This is a genomic window from Sphingomonas sp. Leaf257, assembly GCF_001422185.1.
Taxonomy (GTDB): domain Bacteria; phylum Pseudomonadota; class Alphaproteobacteria; order Sphingomonadales; family Sphingomonadaceae; genus Sphingomonas; species Sphingomonas yabuuchiae.
In genome coordinates this window covers 1-17,155 of the sequence record NZ_LMMH01000009.1, presented here as the reverse complement: position 1 = coordinate 17,155, position 17,155 = coordinate 1, and the positions used below count along the sequence as shown (strand labels likewise).

Here is a 17,155-nt window from a genome sequence, read left to right as displayed (position 1 = left end):
CTTCTCTCCTATCGCTCTCCGGCTTCACCACCATAGTGGCAAGGCCAAAATTTGTAACTGGTCAATCCGAATGCCGAATGCTACCGCTAACCGCAGAGAAAATGCGATTTGGGACGAGGGAATAGCGGCCGTGTTGATGATCCAGTCCATGCGGTGGTTCGGACCCGCCGACCCCATCGCCTTGTCCCATATCCGCCAGGCGGGCGCCACAGAGGTCGTCACCGCACTGCATGAAATTCCCAACGGCGTGGTATGGCCGCGCGAGGCGATTGCCGAGCGGCGGGCGATGATCGAGGCGGCCGGGCTGGGCTGGTCGACGGTCGAGAGCCTGCCGGTACATGACGCGATCAAGCGCGGCGAACTGACCGACGAACTCGTCCAGGCTTACGGCGACAGCCTGCGCAACCTGGCGGCCGAGGGCGTGCGGACCGTCACCTATAATTTCATGCCGCTGCTCGACTGGACGCGGACCGATCTGGACTGGCCGTTGCCTGACGGTGCGACCGCGCTGCGCTTCGAATGGGCGGCGGTGGCGGCCTATGACATCCATATCCTGCGCCGCCCCGGCGCCGAGGCGGATTATTCGGAAGCCGTTCGCGCCGCCGCCGCCGAGCGCTTCGCCGCGATGACGCCTGAGGAGCGCCACAAGCTGGAGCGCACGATCATCGCCGGGCTTCCGGGCAGCGAGGAGAGCTTCGACTCGCCCGCCTTCCAGCGTGCGATCGACACCTATGCCGGGATCGACGCCGAGGCGCTGCGGGCGAACCATATCGCCTTCCTGCGCGCGGTCTGCCCGATTGCCGAGGAGGTCGGCATCAAACTGGTCGTCCATCCCGACGACCCGCCCTTCCCCATTTTCGGCCTGCCGCGCGTCGTCAGCACCGCCGACGACCTCGACCATCTCTACGCCGCCGTGCCCTCGCTGGCGAACGGCCTGTGCTTCTGCACCGGATCGTTCGGCGCACGGCCGGACAACGACCTGCCCGCCATGGTCCGCCGCTTTGCCGAGCGGATCGACTTCCTCCACCTCCGCTCGGTCGGCTGGGAAGCGGGCGAGCGCAATTTCCATGAGGCCGAGCATCTGGGCGGCCATGCCCGCATGACGCAGGTGATGCAGGCGGTGGTCGAGATTTCGCATGCCCAGAACCGTGCGATCGTGATGCGCCCCGACCATGGCCACCGGATGATGGACGACCTTCATCGCAGCTCCAATCCCGGCTATTCGCTGCTTGGCCGGATGCGCGGGCTGGCCGAGCTTCGCGGGCTGGAGCAGGGAATCGTGCATATGCTGGGCTTGAACGCAAACGCCGCTCCGGCCGAACTGGAGCTGACCGCATGACCCGCAAGCTGGAGCTTCACCCCGACCGGCTGCTGCCCGCCGACCCGACGACGCGGGGCATCGCGCGGACGCTTTACGCCGAAGTCGCGGACCTGCCGATCATCAGCCCGCACGGCCATACCGATCCGCGCTGGTTCGCCACCGACGAACCCTGGGCCGATGCCAGCGACCTGCTGCTCGCACCCGATCATTATGTCTTCCGTATGCTCTACAGCCAGGGCATCGCGCTCGACGATCTGGGCATCCCACATCGTGGTGGCCGCCCCGCGACCGATCCACGCGCGGCGTGGAAGCTGTTCGCGTCCAACTATCACCTGTTCCGCGGCACGCCGTCGCGCATGTGGCTCGACCATGTCTTTGCCGAGGTGTTCGGCTTTGACGAGGCGCTGGAGGCGGCAACCGCCAACCGTTATTTCGACGCGATCGGCGAGGCGCTCGCCACCCCCGCCTTCCGCCCACGCGCGCTGTTCGAGCGGTTCCGCATCGAATGCCTGGCGACGACCGAAGGCGCCGACGATCCGTTGGTCCATCACCAGGCGATCCAGACCTCGGGCTGGCAGGGCCGCGTCATCACCACCTATCGCCCCGACAGCGTGATCGATGTCGAGCATGAGCAGTTCACAGGCGCGATGCAGCGCTTCGCCGAGCTGACCGGCGAGGATGTCTATAGCTGGTCCGGCTATCTCGGCGCCCATGCCAAGCGCCGCGCCGCCTTCCGCGCGCTGGGCGCGACCGCGACCGATCACGGCCATCCGACCGCGGCGACCGCCAACCTGTCCACGGCCGAATGCGAGGCGCTGTTCGCCAAGATCGTCGGCGGCCACTGGACGCCCGCCGATGCCGAACTCTTTCGCGCACAGATGCTGACCGAGATGGCGAAGATGAGCGTCGCGGACGGCATGACGATGCAGATTCATCCCGGATCGTTCCGCAACCACAATGCGGGCCTGTTCGCCAGCCATGGGCGCGACAAGGGCGCGGACATGCCGATGCGCACCGATTACGTCCATGCGCTCAAGCCCATGCTCGATGTCGTCGGCAATGAGCGCGACCTGACCATCATCCTCTTCACGCTGGACGAAAGCGTCTATGCCCGCGAACTGGCGCCGCTGGCCGGGCATTATCCCTGCCTGAAGCTGGGCCCCGCCTGGTGGTTCCATGACAGCCCGGAGGGGATGCGACGCTTCCGCGAGATGACCACCGAGACGGCGGGCTTCTACAACACGGTCGGGTTCAACGACGACACCCGCGCCTTCCTGTCGATCCCGGCGCGGCATGATGTCGCGCGGCGGATCGACTGCGGCTTCCTGGCGCGCCTCGTCGCCGAGCACCGGCTGGAGGAGGATGAGGCGGTCGAGCTGGCCCATGCTCTGACCAACGGTCTGGTCCGCACGGCGTACCGGCTGTGACCCGGCTGAGCGAAGCGACCGCCGCGGTACTGCCCTACGCCGTGGCGCGCCCCGGCTATGACCGGGCAGGCCAGCGGATCGGCATCGTCCATATCGGGCTCGGCGCGTTCCACCGCGCGCATCAGGCGGTCTATACCGACGATGCGATGGCGGCGGGCGACCGCGACTGGGCCATTGCGGCGGCATCGCTGCGATCGGGCGGCGTGCATGACCAGATGGCGCCGCAGGACGGCCTCTATACCGTCACCGAACGGTCGAGCGAGGGCGAAGCCGTCCGCCTGATCGGCGCAATCCGCGACGTGATCGTCGCGGCCAAGACGCCCGAACGGCTGGCCGAACGCCTCGCCGCGCCCGACACGCGGGTCGTGACGCTGACCGTCACCGAAAAGGGCTATTGGCGGCGGCCCGATGGTGCGACCGACCTTGCGGGCATCGTCGCGGACGGGAACAGCATCTATCATTATCTGGCGCAGGCGGTGGTCGCGCGGCGGGCGGCGGGGCACCGCCCCCTCACGCTGGTCAGCTGCGACAACCTGCCTGACAATGGCCGGGTCTTGCGCGCCGGGGTGGCCGCGTTTCTGGACCATCAGGGCGAGACGGCGGCGCGGCAATGGTTCGAGCGCGATTGGCGCTGCCCCAACACCATGGTCGACCGGATCGTCCCCGCCGTCACCGAGGCCGATCGTACGGCCGTCAAGGCGGTGCTGGGGATGCGCGACGAAGCCGCCGTCATCACCGAGCCCTATCGCCAATGGGTGATCGAGGACGACTTCGCGGGCGACCGTCCGCACTGGGAAGTCGGCGGTGCGCAGTTCGTCGCCGATGTCGCACCCTATGAGACCGCCAAGCTGCGCATGCTCAACGGCGCGCATTCGGCCCTCGCCTATCTGGGCCTGGAGCGCGGGCATGAATTCGTCCACCAAGCGGTCGCCGATCCCGCCATCCGCCCCGTGATAGAACGGCTGATGCGGGACGAGGCGGCGACCAGCTTCACCGCCGCCGCGGGGCAGGCGCTGGGGCCTTATGCCGATGCGCTGCTCGCCCGCTTTGCCAACCGGACGCTGGAACATCGCCTCTCGCAGATCGCCAGCGACGGATCGCAAAAGGTCGGCCCGCGCTGGCTGTCCTCTCTGGCGGCGCATGGCGGGGAGGCGCCAGCGACGGTGACGGCACTGGCGGCGTGGCTGCGCTTTATCCGGACGGGGAATGACGCCTCGCCCGATCCGCGCCGGGCGGAATTGGCCGCGCTATGGGCGCAGGGCGACGCGGCGCAGGTGGTCGACGCGCTGTTCGGGCACGGTGGTTCGATGGCGGGCCAATGGCGGCCGACCGAGGCACAGCGGCAGGTGCTGGTCCGAGAGATCGAGCAGTAAATTCCTCCCCTGGAAGGGGAGGTGGCAGTCCGAAGGACTGACGGAGGGGGGCTTCCTCACAGGACATACTCAGTGGAGAGCCCCCTCCACCACCGCTTCGCGGCGGTCCCCCTCCCCGTGCCGGGGAGGATCTTTCGTTACTGCCCGTCCTTCGGCTCGATACCCTCCGCCGGGGGCGCATCGTTGCTCGGTGTGCGCTGCACGCGCGAGGTCATGCCGGTAGCCGAGGCATCGTCCAGCATCTGCTGGTCGACCGTCCGCTCGGGCGGCGGTGGCGGGATCGTGTCGGCGGCCATGTTGACCGGGGCGACGGCGTCCGCGTCATTGGTCATGACCGGCGTCTCGTCGGGCGCGGTCATATTTTCTTCCACGACGGCCGTATCGTTCTCCACCGGCACGGGCGGGTCCTCCGACGAGCGCGAGCAGCCCGCCAGCAACAGCCCGGCGGCGAACAGCGCCATGGCGCTTTTGGTGGCAATCTTCATCATCTGTCCCCTTTAGTCCTTGGTCGCCTGGGCGCGCTCGGCCGAGCGGGCCTCGATCTTGGTCGCGAGCTGCGCGTCCCAGCTATAGGGATCCTCGCGGAAACCCACCTGTCCGTCGGCATTCGCGAAAGCCGTCCAGTAGAGCAGATAGACCGCCACCGGCTCGGCCATGCTGGCGCGCACCGTCTTGCCCGAGGCGAGGACGGCATCGACCTGCTCGGGCTGCCATTCGGGCGTGGTCTTCAGCATCAGCGCGGCGAGGTCGGCGGGCTTTTCCAGCCGGACGCAGCCATGGCTCGCCAGCCGGTCGAACTTGGAAAAGCCCGACTGGGCGGGCGTGTCGTGCAGATACACCGCGAAGTCGTTGGGGAAGTCGAACTTGAACCGACCCAGCGCGCTCTTTTCCGACGATTGCTGCAACCGCTTGCTGCCGTCGCCATTGTCGATCACGCGGAAACCGGCACGCTTCAGATAGCCGGGATTGGCCTTTTCCTTGGGCCACAGCTCCTTGTTGGCGATCGAGCTGGGCACGTTCCAGGGCGGGTTCAGCACGATGCTGCGGATGGTCGACACGAGCATCGGCGTCTCGTTGCCCGGACGGCCCGTCACCGCCTTCATCGACATGACCGGATTGTCGCCGTCGAACACGGTCAGCACGGCGGCGGCGATGTTCACCTGGACGCGCTTGGCCTCCAACTGCTGCGGCAACCAGCGCCAGCGTTCCATATTCGCCATGATCTGGCGGATGCGCTGCGCCACCGGCACGTTCAGCACGGCGATGGTCTGGGTGCCGACGGTGCCGACCGGGTTCAGGCCGTAACGGCGCTGCGCCCGCCGCACCGCCGCCAGCAGATCCTCGTCGAACCTGTCGCCCGTGGCGCTGACCGCCGGGTCTTCCATCGCCAGCCGCTTGCGAAGCGCCAGCACCTGCGGTCCGCTCGCGCCGAAGTTGATGGTGGCCGCCGGGAGCGACGACCAGCCCCCCGCCGCCGCCATGGCGCGATAGCGGGCCAGCCCCTTCACCAGCGCGTCATAGCCCGCATAGGGCGGCGGCAGCGAGGCGATCCAGGCCGACAGCCGGTCGCGCCGCACCGCCTCCGCAAAGCCGGGCGCGGGGTCGTAGGGCTGCGGACGGATGCCCCAGTCCTTGGTGAAGTCGGCCGCATCCAGCCGCCCGACATGCACCGCATGGGCATAATCCAGCGCCACACGGGTCAGCGCGGCGGGCGACAGGGTGGTCAGGTCGCGTGGCGGCCCCTGACGCAGCCCCTGCGCCACCTCTCCTGCGGCGATCAGCGTTGCGAGCTGCCGGGCCTGCGCCTCCGACAAAGCGGGGATCGCCACGGCGGGGGCGGCTTGCGGCAGCGGCTGCACGGTGGCGGGCGGTGCCATCTGGGTCTGCGCGGCGGGGGGCTGAATCTGCTGCGGCGTCGTGGGGACCATCACCGGCGGCGGCGCGACCTGCGCCAGCAGCGGCGTCGCGATCATGGACCCGACCGCCAACGTACCGAGCAGCCGGGCAACGGACGGGCGGGAAACGGAGAAAGGCATTTTGGTCATGCGGATATGATAGCCCCTGTTCGTCGGCATGTCGTCGTGGGAGCGGCGCTTTACATCACGCTATCCTACGCCAAGCTGAACCGATCGACAGGCAAAACGTCGCACACGTCCTGAATTTGAGATTGTCCGCCAACATACGTTAACCGGCCAACGCCGGGCGGCCCGGCTTGGGCGTACCGAGGCGAGAGCCGATACGGCCGCCCCTCTCTCCATGACCAACGCTTGACACGACGCCGGGATCATATTCTGTATACGACTGTCGACTGGGTAAGACGAACGGCAGGATCGGCAAACTCCTTCGGCACAAGATCGGTCACCGATTCACCAGAAAGCACCTCATCGATCCCGGATCACCGGGCCGTACGTACCGAATATCGAAGGCAGCCCGAAAAGAGGCGCCGCACATCCGCAGCAGGAACGGGAGTCAGCAAAACCAAAAAGAGGGAAAAGATCATGGTTCATGGAGCAAGCCGGTTGCGCAAATGGGCGCTGGCAAGTGCGGCTGTCGGTGCCCTGATCCTGGCGGTCGACGCCCAGGCTCAGACCCAGGTGACGGGCGGCGGCACGGGCGTGGCGGAAAATGCCGCCAGCGACGATGCGACGGCGGGCGACAATACGATCGTCGTCACCGGTTCGCGTATCCGCCGCAACCCGCTGGACCAGAGCGCCCCCCTCACCGCGATCGACAGCGCGGATATCGCGCGCACCGGCCTGTCCTCAATCGGCGACGTGCTGCAACGCCTGCCGGGCGCGGCGGGCGGCCTCAATTCCCGCTTCAACCGCTCCGGCAATAACGGCAACCCGCCCGATGGCGGCGGCGTCGGGGCCGGGTCGGCGGAAATCGACCTGCGCTATCTGGGCAGCCGCCGTACCCTTGTGCTGGTCGACGGCCTGCGCTTCATCAACGGCAGCGCGGCGAGCGGCATCCCCGGCGCGGTCGACCTGAACGCCATTCCCGACAGCATGATCGAGCGTGTCGACGTGCTGCGCGACGGGGCCTCGACCATCTATGGCTCGGACGCGATTGCCGGCGTGGTCAACATCATCACCAAGAAGCGCCAGAACGGCTTCCTCGCCACCGCGCAGCTCGGCGGTTACGACAAGGGCGACGGCGTTACCCAGAACTATCAGCTCAGCTGGGGCCACCGGACGGCGGACGACCGCGTTTCGCTCGTGGTCGGCGCGAACTATATCAACCAGGGATCGGTCTTCGCGGGCGACCGGCCCTATTACGCCTTCCCCGATCCCGGCGCGACCGCGTGCACCACGACGTGCAGCTCGGGCACGCCCAATGGCCGGTTCATCATCAACAACCCCGTCACGGGCGAGTCGATGAACCTGACGCTGAAGAGCAATCCGCTGACCCAGCCGCGCTTCGATCCGCTGAACCCGACCGGCGCGAACAGCGATTTCAAGGCCTTCACCGTCGCCGACCGGTTCAACTTCCGCCCGTTCAACTATCTGCTGACCCCGCAGGAGCGCTTCGGCGCCTTCGTCAATTTCACCGGCCAGCTGGCGGACAATGTCCGGCTGAGCACCCGGCTGATCTACAATCGCCGCACCTCGGACAATCAGGCCGCGCCGCTGCCGCTGTTCGTCGGGCCGGATGCGGGCAACGGCAATCTGCTCGACACCATCTCGATCGACCGGACCAATCCGTTCAACCCGTTCGGCGTGACGCTGAGCGCGGGCAATAACGGCACGCCCGCCAACTATGCCTTTATCGGCCGCCGCTTCGTCGAGAACGGCCCGCGCCATTACAGCCAGCGGGTCGACACCATGTACATGTCCAGCACGCTGGACGGCCAAATTCCGATCGGCGCGGGCACCTGGTACTGGGACGCCAACCTGATCTATGCCGAGAACCAGGCCAAGCAGGTGGCGCATGGCAACGTCAACGCCGCCAATCTGGCGCAGGCGCTGGGCCCGGTGGCGAACTGCACCGGCGCCTGCGTACCGTTCAACATCTTCGGCGGGGCGGGTTCGATCACCCCGGCGATGATCAACTATGTCACCTTCACCCAGCGCGACCGGTCCGAACAGACGATGACCGACGCGACCCTCAACCTGACCGGCACGCTGTTCCAGCTTCCCGCCGGGCCGCTGGGGCTGGCCACGGGGTATGAGTTCCGCCGCCAGACGGGCTCGTTCAACCCCGACGCCATCGTCGCGGCGGGCCTGGGCTCGGACATTCCGGCCCAGCCGACGGCAGGCGCGTTCGACGTCCACGAAGTATATGGCGAACTCAGCATCCCGGTGCTGAAGGACGTGCCCTTCTTCCGCCTGCTCGAAGGGTCGTTCGCGGCGCGCTATTCGGATTACTCGACCAGCGGCAACCGCACGGTGATGAAGGGCGGGCTCAGCTGGAAACCGTTCGAGGATCTGCGCCTGCGCGGCACCTGGGCGCAAGGGTTCCGCGCCCCCAGCATCGGCGAGCTGTTCGGCACGCCGTCGCGCTTCGACGGCAATGTCATCGATCCCTGCTCGGGTATCGCCAGCCTGCCCGCCAACAGCACGGTGCGGCAGAACTGCGTCGCGCTCGGCGTGCCGGTCAATTACGTGCAGAACGGCCTTCAGCTGCCGATCCTGACCGGCGGCAATCGCGCGCTGAAGCCCGAACGGTCGGAAAGCTGGGTGCTGGGCGGCGTCTATAGCCCGAGCTGGGCGCGCGAGGCCGGTATCGCCAGCCAGCTGAGCCTGGAGGCGGATTACTATACCATCCGGGTCGACGACGCGATCGCGTCGGTCGGCGCCGACGTGCTGCTCGCCAATTGCGTCAACCAGCGGGACGCGGTCAGCTGCGGCGCGATCACGCGTTCTTCGACCGGCAGCGGCCAGATCACGCAGATTCGCGGCCTGCTCCAGAATATCGCTTCGCTGAAGAGCGAGGGGATCGACGTGACCCTCATCTATCGCAGCCCGCGTGTCGGGGCGGGCAGCTTCGGCCTGAACTGGGCGAGCAACTTCCTGTTCGAATATTCGACCACCCTGCCCACCGCGACCGGCAGCGAGAAGCTGGAGCGGCAGGGTACCGAGCGCGGCGACCAGGCCTATCCGCGCTTCAAGAGCGTCGCGACGATCGACTGGTCGAGCGAGACCTTCCTCGCCTCGCTCACCGGGCGCTATATCGGCAAGGTCATCGAGCCCGCCTATGACAATCGCGAGATGAAGCCGATCCTGTATCTCGACGCCCAGATCGGCTGGACCATGCCCTGGCTGGCGCAGCGGCTGACCCTGACCATGGGCGTCAACAACATCCTGGGCCAACGCGCGCCCGACTGCCTGAGCTGCGGCGGGTTCGATCCGACGACCTACGACCTGCCGGGCCAGTTCGGCTATGCCCGACTGGGCTTCAAATTCTGACGATGGCGTGGCCGGGGTGACGAACCCGGGCATTCCCATGGGTTACAAACGGAGCCCCTCCCCTTCAGGGGAGGGGTGATGTTCAATGGATCTTCCAGTCGACGATTACCCGCAGGCCCAATACCACCACGCCGGGTGCATCGCGCAGCCCGGAGGGGCGATGGACATATTGCACATCCGGCTGAAGCGTCAGGAAGCGTGCCACGCGGTCGCTATAGGTCAGTTCGATCGTACTTTCCGACCGCGTCAGCGGCGGCTCGTCGGCGGGATTGGCCCGGCGATAGGCGCGGCTCAGCCCGGCGGTCGCGAACCCAATCGAAAGGAGCGATTCGGGGCGTGACGGCAGGACACCATGCCCGGTCACGCCGACCTGCATCCCGTCCGCAAAGGGTGTCGTCAGCCCATCGGACAGGCCCACGCGCAGAAAGGCGCACCAATAGCCCATCTTGTCGGCCTCACCGGCCAGATCCTGCTCCACCAACGCGTACAGACCATGCGACGCGGCGGTATCGGGTCCGAGCGTAACGCCCGGTGGCACGATCCGCGGTTGCCGATCGCTATAGGTCCAGCCGCCGACGGTGATCGCCGTCCGCCCCCTCAGGCCCGCCTCCGCAATGAACAGGGCCGATCGCGGCCCGCCCTCGTCCGCCACGCCGCGCGGGGCCCGGATCACGGCCGCCTGCACATAATGGCGTCTGTCTTCCAGGCGGAGGCGGAGGCCCAGATCGGTCTGGGGAAAGATCGACGGCCCATTGGGTCCCGTCGCGGCCAGCTCCGACCCGATGCCGAAAGCAGGTGCGATCAACGCCGCGGCCGAGGGATTGGCGTAGAATTCGCTGTTCAGATCATATTTGCCGACCAGGATCGATCCACGATCCCCGGCAAAACGCTGTTGCAACCAGGCCTGATAGAGGACGGCATCGGGACTGCCGACCTCGATATTGTTGACGCCCTGCAACGTGCCCGCAATGTCGTTGGGCCGCGCGCCCGCATTGCTCAGGACGCCGACATAGGCGCTCGCCCCTTCCCATCCGGCCGCGCGGTCCAGATCCACCGCGGCCATCAGATCGATATTGTCGAGAAACCGCGCCCCCCGCGTGCCCCCGCCGGCCGCCACGCCAACGAGATCGGCCTTGTAGAGCAGATCGAGGCTGAAGGCGCTGGTCCGCTCATCCTCGCCCTCGCCATTGGTTTCGGCGCGTGGCTCCTCCTCCTGCGCCAAGGCAGGCGACGGCAGCACCGCCAGCATGGGCGCGGCCATCAGCATGATCGATTGACGCAGCGTCATCGTTCATAATCCCCTTTGGCGTATGGGCAGGCGAGAGCCCGCCCCGCCCTTCATGCCGCGACCGCCAGACGGGCGGCACCGACTTCGTCCGCCAGGCCGGAAATCGCATCCATGTCGAGCAGCCCGACCATCCAGCCGGGCGCGGAGGGCACCCGAAAGGCCGGGCGTCGGTCCAGTATCTCGCGCACCGCCGTCACCGGCAGGGCGAACAGCCCGCCGTCGATCGCGAAGACGCCCGCTTCGGTGTACCCGCTCATGCCGCGCGCCCGAACGCGCGGTCTTGGTCATCCGGACCGCCCGACGTCAGATCGAGCGCAAAACCCCGTGACGGCGCGGAAGCCATGGTCGACTTTGCAGCTTTGCGGGCTACGGTGCGCTGCGCCGGGCGCCGGGTGCCGTGATCCCGCCCGGCTTCCTCGATGCGGAAATACGAGATGCTGGACTGCAACTGGCCCGCTCTTTCGGCCAGCTGTTCGGACGTGGCCGACATCTCTTCCGACGCACTGGCATTTTGCTGCGTGACCTGATCGAGCTGCTGGATCGCCTGGTTGATCTGCACCGCGCCCAGGTCCTGCTCGCGGCAGGCCGCGCTGATCTCGGCGACCAGCTCGGCGGTGCGGCGGATATCGGGGACCAGCTTGACCAGCATCTCGCCCGCCTGGGTGGCGGCGGACACGGTGTCGGACGACATGCCGCTGATTTCGGCCGCAGCCGTCTGGCTGCGCTCGGCTAGCTTGCGGACTTCGGCCGCCACGACCGCGAAGCCGCGACCATGTTCACCCGCGCGCGCCGCCTCGACCGCCGCGTTCAGCGCCAACAGGTCGGTCTGGCGCGCGATTTCCTGCACGATGCCGATCTTCTCGGCGATAGTGCGCATCGCGACCACGGCCTTCTGCACCGCCGTGCCGCTGATTTCGGCGTCTTGCGAGGACTGGCGCGCGATCTTCTCGGTCTGCGTCGCGTTGTCGGCATTCTGTTTGATATTGGCGGCCATCTGCTCCATCGACGACGAAGCCTCTTCGGCGGCGGCGGCCTGTTCGGTTGCGCCCTGGCTCACCTGTTCCGACGAAGACGATAGCTGCTGGCTGCCTGCGGCCACGCTGGAAGCCGCCTCAGTGGCCTCGCCGACCACCACGCGCAGGCGCTCGACCATCGCGACCAGCGCATGGCCCAGCTTGTCCTTGTCGGACAGCGGCTGATGCTCGACCGTCAGGTCGCCTCGCGCGATATGGTCCGCCAGCGTGGCCGAGGTCCGCAGGTTTTCGGTCATCCGGTTGACGACATCGACCAGATCGCGAATTTCATCGTTGCTCGACACCTCGACCTTCTGGTCCAGATCGCCCGTGGCCACCGCGCCCAGGGCGACGGCAATGCGGTTCAGGCCGCGCGACACGATACGGCTGATCCACAGGGCCCCCGCCACGGCCGTGAGGAAGGCCGCAGCCGCCACCATCAGCAGGGTCGTACGCGACTCCGCATAAAGGACATTCCCCGCCTCATCGGCGGCCTTCAATTCCAGTCGCTGGCGCTGCACGATCTTGTTCACCGCATCGCCGATCCGCACCGCCGCCTTGTTGGCGCCGCCCAGCGAAATGACCGAGGCTTCCGCGTTGCGATTGGCCAGCGCCAGTTCGACCGCCTGGTCGGCGATGGACTTGTATTCGGCCCAGCCGCGCTGCGCGTCCGTATACATCTCGCGATCGACATCGTCCCCCGTGCGCAATGCCTCAGCGATCAGCCGGTCCGCACGGGCGCGTTGCTTGCGCAGTTCCGCATGCTGTCCAGCCATGAAGTCGGGATCGTCGCTCATGGTCAGATTCTTCTGGGCCACGATCGACGACGTGATGGCATCCTTGAATTGCTGGATTCGGTCCAGCGAGGCGGCCGGGTCGTCCACCATGTCGCTCTGGGCGGTGTTCAGGGTCGACAAGCGATTGACGCTGAACCCCACGATGATCGCCAGCATCGCGAGGACGATGGCGAATGTCGTGATCAGCTTCACCTTGATCGTGGCACGCATGTCTCTGCTTCCTGTTCACTTTTACGTGCCACACACTGTAAAAACGATGCAAATCAGCAAGATGCCGGCATCGATCAGCAATGGCACATGAGAAATCCGACAAGGTTCTTTCGATCCTTGCGCCAGGCTCATGCATGACAGGAATTTAATATAGCGTTTGCTTGTAGGGGTGGTTTTGTTAACCAGACGGCATCCGCGATTACCGCCCCTCCAAAGCTATCCGGCTAGCATCTTGTTTTCGCATGAGTTTACAGCTCAAAAATCTCGCTGATCATTTTCAGGAAATTGCAAGATGCCACCCTCCGGCAGCCCTTCCCTCACGATTACATGACAGAAATGTCATGAATACAGGATCGAATTGACGGTACACCGGCGTTTCAGCCGCTGGTGCCATGCCGGTGTCTGGGAGCGGGTGTTCGAGGCGCAGACGGCAGACCGCGACAAACGGTATCTCATGATCGACAGCACCATCGTCCGGGCGCATAGTCAGGCGGCGACTGGAAAAGGGAGGCCAAGGACCAGGCGCTGGGGCGTTCCCGAGGCAGGCTGACCACCAAGATCCACATGCAGGCCGACACGCTCGGTCGGCCCCTGCGGTTCCGCATCACGTCCGGACAAGCCAGCGGCATAGCATCGGCACCCGCTCTGCTCGAAGGCCAGCGCGCCAAGGCGGTACTCGCCGACAAAGCCTATGACGGCCACGACTTGCGCAACCAGATCGCAGGCATCNACAAAGCAAAGGGGCGCACGGGGGGAGGCCCCGTACGCCCCTTCCGCATCACGTCCGGACAAGCCAGCGGCATAGCATCGGCACCCGCTCTGCTCGAAGGCCAGCGCGCCAAGGCGGTACTCGCCGACAAAGCCTATGACGGCCACGACTTGCGCAACCAGATCGCAGGCATCGACGCCGAGGCGGTGATCCCCTCCAAGCACAACCGCAAGGTCGCCATCCCTCATGACGACACCATCTACAAACACCGTAACAAGATCGAGCGATGCCTTCGGACGCCTCAAGCATTTCCGTCGCTTCGCTACCCGCTACGATCGACGAACCATCCACTTCAACGGCTTCATCCACCTCGCCACTGTCATGAACTGGCTACGCTGAATATCGATCCGACCTTAAACTCACGAATGATCTCGGACTCCGCGATAACCAGGCGGATGTAACGGCGGATGGCCGCCGCCTCGAATTCTCGCGCAGGCAGCATTTCCTGCAGCCTTGCGAGGCCACTTAAATTAGGTCGGTGCCAGCGCTTCCCATTCCTCCACAGCCAGCCCGGCATGGCGATCCCCCGCCCCCGACGCCTGCATCACCGCGCGCAGGCAGCGGGTGGTGACGGGGGCGAACCTCACCTCCTGGAAACCGTCGACGCCGGTCGGATAGGTGCCCGCGATCCGCCGCCAATGCCCGTCCCAATATTCCAGATACCAGGCCGCAGGGGGCGCGACGCCTTCGTCCGCGCCTGCGGGGTGGTCGGCGAAGAAGCGAATTCGGCTGGCATTCAGCGTCACCGGCCGGGGCCAGCGATATTCGATCCAGGCGCTGGCCGGGTTCTGCTTCGTCCAGTTGCCCCACATGTCGGGTGGCAGTGGGGCGCTGCGGACTTTGCCGTCGTTTAGCGCGGCGATCCAATATTGCTTCGGGCCGGGGGCGTTGGAGGCGGTGGGCCAGGCGCTTAAAGCCACATTGCGGGTCGGGGCGGCGGGAGACGCGGGCGCCCTGGTCGGCCGCACCGGGCGGATGGCGGGGGGCGAGACGCTGTCGTCCCAAGCCATCAGATCGATCGCGACCGAGCGGCGGAAATGCCCGCCGCCCTTCGCGTCGGCCGTGTGATAGGTCAGATACCAGCGGCCTTTGAACTCCACCGCGCCGGCATGCGAGGTGGTCGAGGACACCGGGCGCAGCACCACGCCGCGATAGGTCCATGGCCCCATCGGCGAAGGCGCCGAGGCATAGGCCTGGCAGGCATGATAGAGCGTTGGGGTACAGGGGCTGTCGGGTCCGGCATTGTTCGCGGCGTAGAGCAGATAATAGGTGCCTCGCCGCTTCATTGCCCAAGGCGCCTCGAAAAAGCCGGTCGCGCCGGTCACGACCTGCTCGGGGCCCCTGGGCGTGACCATGTCGGGGGCCAGTTCCATCGCACGCAGTCGCCCGAAGGTCCCCCAATAGATGTACACGCGGCCGTCCCCGCCCTTGGCATCGTCGATCAGCACGGTCGGGTCGATATTCTGGATATCGTTGGCGACGGGCACGGTTTGCGAGATGATCGGGCCAGACGGATGCGCATCGCGCCATGGCCCGGTCGGGCGGTCGGCGACTGCGACGCCGATCGCGAACCGGTCCTTCGCGGCGCCGTCGCGCTGGAGCACTGGGGCGTACATATAGAAGTGTCCGTCGCGCGCCTTCACGATCTGCCCGGCATAGGCGCGGCCCGGCTCGGCCCAGGCGAAAACGCGCTCCGGCCGGGCGATGGCAGGGTAATGCCGCCACACGCCGCTCGCGGGGTTCCGGGTCGAGAGCAGCTGCCACTCGTTCATGATGAAGTCGTTCACCCCGTCCGGCGCCTCGTCGCGCCCCGCCAGGATCCAGAGCGTGTCGCCATCGACCAAGGGTGCTGGGTCGGTCGAATAGGTACGCCCGTCGGCCAATATCGGGTTGCCCCGGCTATGTACGGTTTCGGGGGCGAGCTGCAGGGCGAGAGCAATCAGCGGGATCATGACGGCATCCTGATCGCAACCCGGTCGCTTGTCGATATCGTATACGGTCTGGGCTGGCGGCGAGGTTGCCTAGCCATGATGGCAGTGGCGGCAAGACCTTGTCCGGGAGGCTCGTGCGACAGGTCCCGCAGCTCCGTCGGGGAAGTGTCAAAGGTATAGGCACCGGCCATACCAATTTGCGATCAATCCGTCCCGAATATCTCAATCCTATTTTTTTAAAGTCGGAAATTGCGGGCTTTCAGATGCTTATCCCAATTTGTCCCACGTCTCCGGTTGCGTAGTGGTAGTATAGTATTGAAAAAATATGACTGCTCTGCAAGCATTGGCATCAGCGTAAAGATACCAAATAAGGTCTTTGTCATCCCAAGCGAGGAGGCGGAAAATCCGCCCCACGCAAGGGTTTACGTCCAAGGGGAATGGGTCGCGCACGATCAGGCGCGAACCAGACAGGTCGGACGGATGGCGGGGCCGAATCATCGCTTGGAAAAAAAGGGGGGAGTATATGAAGAATACGGGATTCCTGCTGGCCACGAGCGCCGTTCTGGCAATCGTCGCCGCACCGGCCGCTGCGCAGACGGCGCAGCCGACAAATGGGGCGACGGACGCCGTTTCCGTATCCGCCAAGTCCGAAAGCCAGAAGGCCGCCGAGCGCGAGGACGCCCGGCTGAATCTCACCCAGCGCCTGCAAGATGTCGATCCGGCATCGGACGACGTCGTCGTCACCGGCTCGCGCATCGTCAATCCGAACCTGGCCTCGGCCGCGCCGATCCANACCCAGCGCCTGCAAGATGTCGATCCGGCATCGGACGACGTCGTCGTCACCGGCTCGCGCATCGTCAATCCGAACCTGGCCTCGGCCGCGCCGATCCAGGCCGTCTCCGCGCAGGAGATCAAGCTGAGCGGTGYCGTCAATATCGAGGACGTGCTCAACCGCCTGCCGCAGATCGTSCCTTACGCGCCCCAGGCCGATGACGAAGGCAACGGCACCGCGCGCGTCAACCTGCGCAACATCGGTGGTTCGGGCGGCGCGGCGCTGGTGCTGCTCGACGGCATGCGCYTGGGYGGCCAGGTGGCGGCCGACGTCAACTCGATCCCCCCTGCCCTGGTGCAGCGGGTCGACGTGCTGACCGGCGGTGCGGCCGCGGTCTATGGCCCSGACGCGCTGACCGGCGTGGTCAACTTCATCCTGAAGAAGAATTTCAAGGGSGTKCAGGTCGATGCCAATTAYGGCTTCTTCAACCACCTGAACCGCGCCAACGTCGTGACCGACACCGCCARGTCGCGCGGTTTCCCSACSCCGCTGGGCTGGACCAATGACGGCGCGCGCGCGACGATCAACGTGGCGGCGGGRACCCAGCTGTTCGAGGACCGGCTGTCGGTGTCGGGCTATTTCAGCTATCGCCAGACCGACAAYCTGCCGTACAATTCGCGTTCGACCCAGTCCTGCCACCTGTTGCAGGCGGGCATCGACGGCCCGCTGAGCTGCGACACCACGATCTATTCGCGTTACGGCTATATCTACAATCTGAACAACCGCGTGGCGCAGATCAATGCCAGCGACGGCAGCCGCGTCTTCCGCCCCTATCGCAACACCCAG

General features: G+C 66.1%; 11 protein-coding genes and 1 pseudogene. 6 read left to right on the top strand and 6 right to left on the bottom strand.

Going from position 1 to position 17,155, the window contains the following annotated elements; genetic code table 11:
* The first annotated feature begins 136 nt into the window (after positions 1-136).
* Genes uxuA through ASF14_RS07015 form a run of 3 tightly spaced genes read left to right on the top strand, consistent with a single transcriptional unit; the run spans position 137 to position 4,121 of the window.
* Positions 137-1,339 (top strand): mannonate dehydratase, encoded by a 1,203-nt coding sequence (uxuA, locus tag ASF14_RS07025; protein ID WP_236696971.1) that lies wholly within the window; start codon positions 137-139, stop codon positions 1,337-1,339.
* Complete coding sequence (gene uxaC / locus ASF14_RS07020) at positions 1,336-2,748, top strand: glucuronate isomerase (protein ID WP_056433475.1); 1,413 nt, start codon at positions 1,336-1,338, stop codon at positions 2,746-2,748. The genes uxuA and uxaC overlap by 4 nt, the downstream gene beginning before the upstream one ends.
* Positions 2,745-4,121: a mannitol dehydrogenase family protein gene (locus ASF14_RS07015; protein ID WP_056433472.1), complete on the top strand. Its 1,377-nt coding sequence runs from the start codon at positions 2,745-2,747 to the stop codon at positions 4,119-4,121. The genes uxaC and ASF14_RS07015 overlap by 4 nt, the downstream gene beginning before the upstream one ends.
* 137 nt (positions 4,122-4,258) lie before the next feature.
* Here the strand turns inward: ASF14_RS07015 and ASF14_RS07010 are convergent, their stop codons facing one another.
* Both ASF14_RS07010 and ASF14_RS07005 read right to left on the bottom strand, forming a co-directional pair.
* Positions 4,259-4,609, bottom strand: coding sequence for a hypothetical protein (locus tag ASF14_RS07010; RefSeq protein WP_236696970.1), 351 nt, complete (start codon positions 4,607-4,609; stop codon positions 4,259-4,261).
* A 9-nt stretch (positions 4,610-4,618) separates the two neighbouring features.
* A complete protein-coding gene (locus tag ASF14_RS07005) occupies positions 4,619-6,166 on the bottom strand; it encodes a L,D-transpeptidase family protein (RefSeq protein ID WP_156361078.1) in 1,548 nt (515 codons plus the stop codon).
* A gap of 453 nt (positions 6,167-6,619) precedes the next feature.
* Between ASF14_RS07005 and ASF14_RS07000 the strand changes: the two genes are divergently transcribed.
* A complete protein-coding gene (locus tag ASF14_RS07000; protein ID WP_056433467.1) occupies positions 6,620-9,529 on the top strand; it encodes a TonB-dependent receptor domain-containing protein in 2,910 nt (969 codons plus the stop codon).
* 82 nt (positions 9,530-9,611) lie between these two features.
* Here ASF14_RS07000 and ASF14_RS06995 read toward each other — a convergent pair whose 3' ends face one another.
* The 3 genes from ASF14_RS06995 to ASF14_RS06985 are packed head-to-tail and all read right to left on the bottom strand — an operon-like array spanning position 9,612 to position 12,837.
* Positions 9,612-10,817 carry a carbohydrate porin gene (locus ASF14_RS06995; RefSeq protein WP_056433465.1) on the bottom strand — a complete coding sequence of 402 codons (1,206 nt, stop codon included), beginning with the start codon at positions 10,815-10,817 and terminating at the stop codon, positions 9,612-9,614.
* 50 nt (positions 10,818-10,867) lie between these two features.
* Positions 10,868-11,074, bottom strand: coding sequence for a chemotaxis protein CheW (locus tag ASF14_RS06990; RefSeq protein WP_056433462.1), 207 nt, complete (start codon positions 11,072-11,074; stop codon positions 10,868-10,870).
* On the bottom strand, positions 11,071-12,837 hold the full coding sequence (locus tag ASF14_RS06985; RefSeq protein ID WP_056433459.1) for a methyl-accepting chemotaxis protein: 1,767 nt from the start codon (positions 12,835-12,837) through the stop codon (positions 11,071-11,073). The genes ASF14_RS06990 and ASF14_RS06985 overlap by 4 nt, the downstream gene beginning before the upstream one ends.
* A gap of 525 nt (positions 12,838-13,362) precedes the next feature.
* On the opposite strand from ASF14_RS06985, the pseudogene ASF14_RS22180 reads away from it, so the two are divergent.
* Positions 13,363-13,566: pseudogene (locus ASF14_RS22180) on the top strand (transposase); the annotation flags it as partial.
* 510 nt (positions 13,567-14,076) lie between these two features.
* On the opposite strand, the gene ASF14_RS06975 reads toward ASF14_RS22180, so the two are convergent.
* On the bottom strand, positions 14,077-15,558 hold the full coding sequence (locus ASF14_RS06975) for a family 43 glycosylhydrolase (protein WP_056433456.1): 1,482 nt from the start codon (positions 15,556-15,558) through the stop codon (positions 14,077-14,079).
* Between the two features lie 772 nt (positions 15,559-16,330).
* On the opposite strand from ASF14_RS06975, the gene ASF14_RS06970 reads away from it, so the two are divergent.
* The coding region (locus tag ASF14_RS06970) for a TonB-dependent receptor (RefSeq protein WP_236696969.1) at positions 16,331-17,155 on the top strand (825 nt) is incomplete at both ends.

What these genes read in the sequence shown, in the direction of transcription:
- uxuA (WP_236696971.1), top strand. Translation starts at nt 137, where the DNA reads ATGATCCAGTCCATGCGGTGGTTCGGACCCGCCGACCCCATCGCCTTG.
- uxaC (WP_056433475.1), top strand. Translation starts at nt 1,336, where the DNA reads ATGACCCGCAAGCTGGAGCTTCACCCCGACCGGCTGCTGCCCGCCGAC.
- ASF14_RS07010 (WP_236696970.1), bottom strand. Translation starts at nt 4,609, where the DNA reads ATGATGAAGATTGCCACCAAAAGCGCCATGGCGCTGTTCGCCGCCGGG.
- ASF14_RS07005 (WP_156361078.1), bottom strand. Translation starts at nt 6,166, where the DNA reads ATGACCAAAATGCCTTTCTCCGTTTCCCGCCCGTCCGTTGCCCGGCTG.
- ASF14_RS07000 (WP_056433467.1), top strand. Translation starts at nt 6,620, where the DNA reads ATGGTTCATGGAGCAAGCCGGTTGCGCAAATGGGCGCTGGCAAGTGCG.
- ASF14_RS06995 (WP_056433465.1), bottom strand. Translation starts at nt 10,817, where the DNA reads ATGACGCTGCGTCAATCGATCATGCTGATGGCCGCGCCCATGCTGGCG.
- ASF14_RS06990 (WP_056433462.1), bottom strand. Translation starts at nt 11,074, where the DNA reads ATGAGCGGGTACACCGAAGCGGGCGTCTTCGCGATCGACGGCGGGCTG.
- ASF14_RS06985 (WP_056433459.1), bottom strand. Translation starts at nt 12,837, where the DNA reads ATGCGTGCCACGATCAAGGTGAAGCTGATCACGACATTCGCCATCGTC.
- ASF14_RS06975 (WP_056433456.1), bottom strand. Translation starts at nt 15,558, where the DNA reads ATGATCCCGCTGATTGCTCTCGCCCTGCAGCTCGCCCCCGAAACCGTA.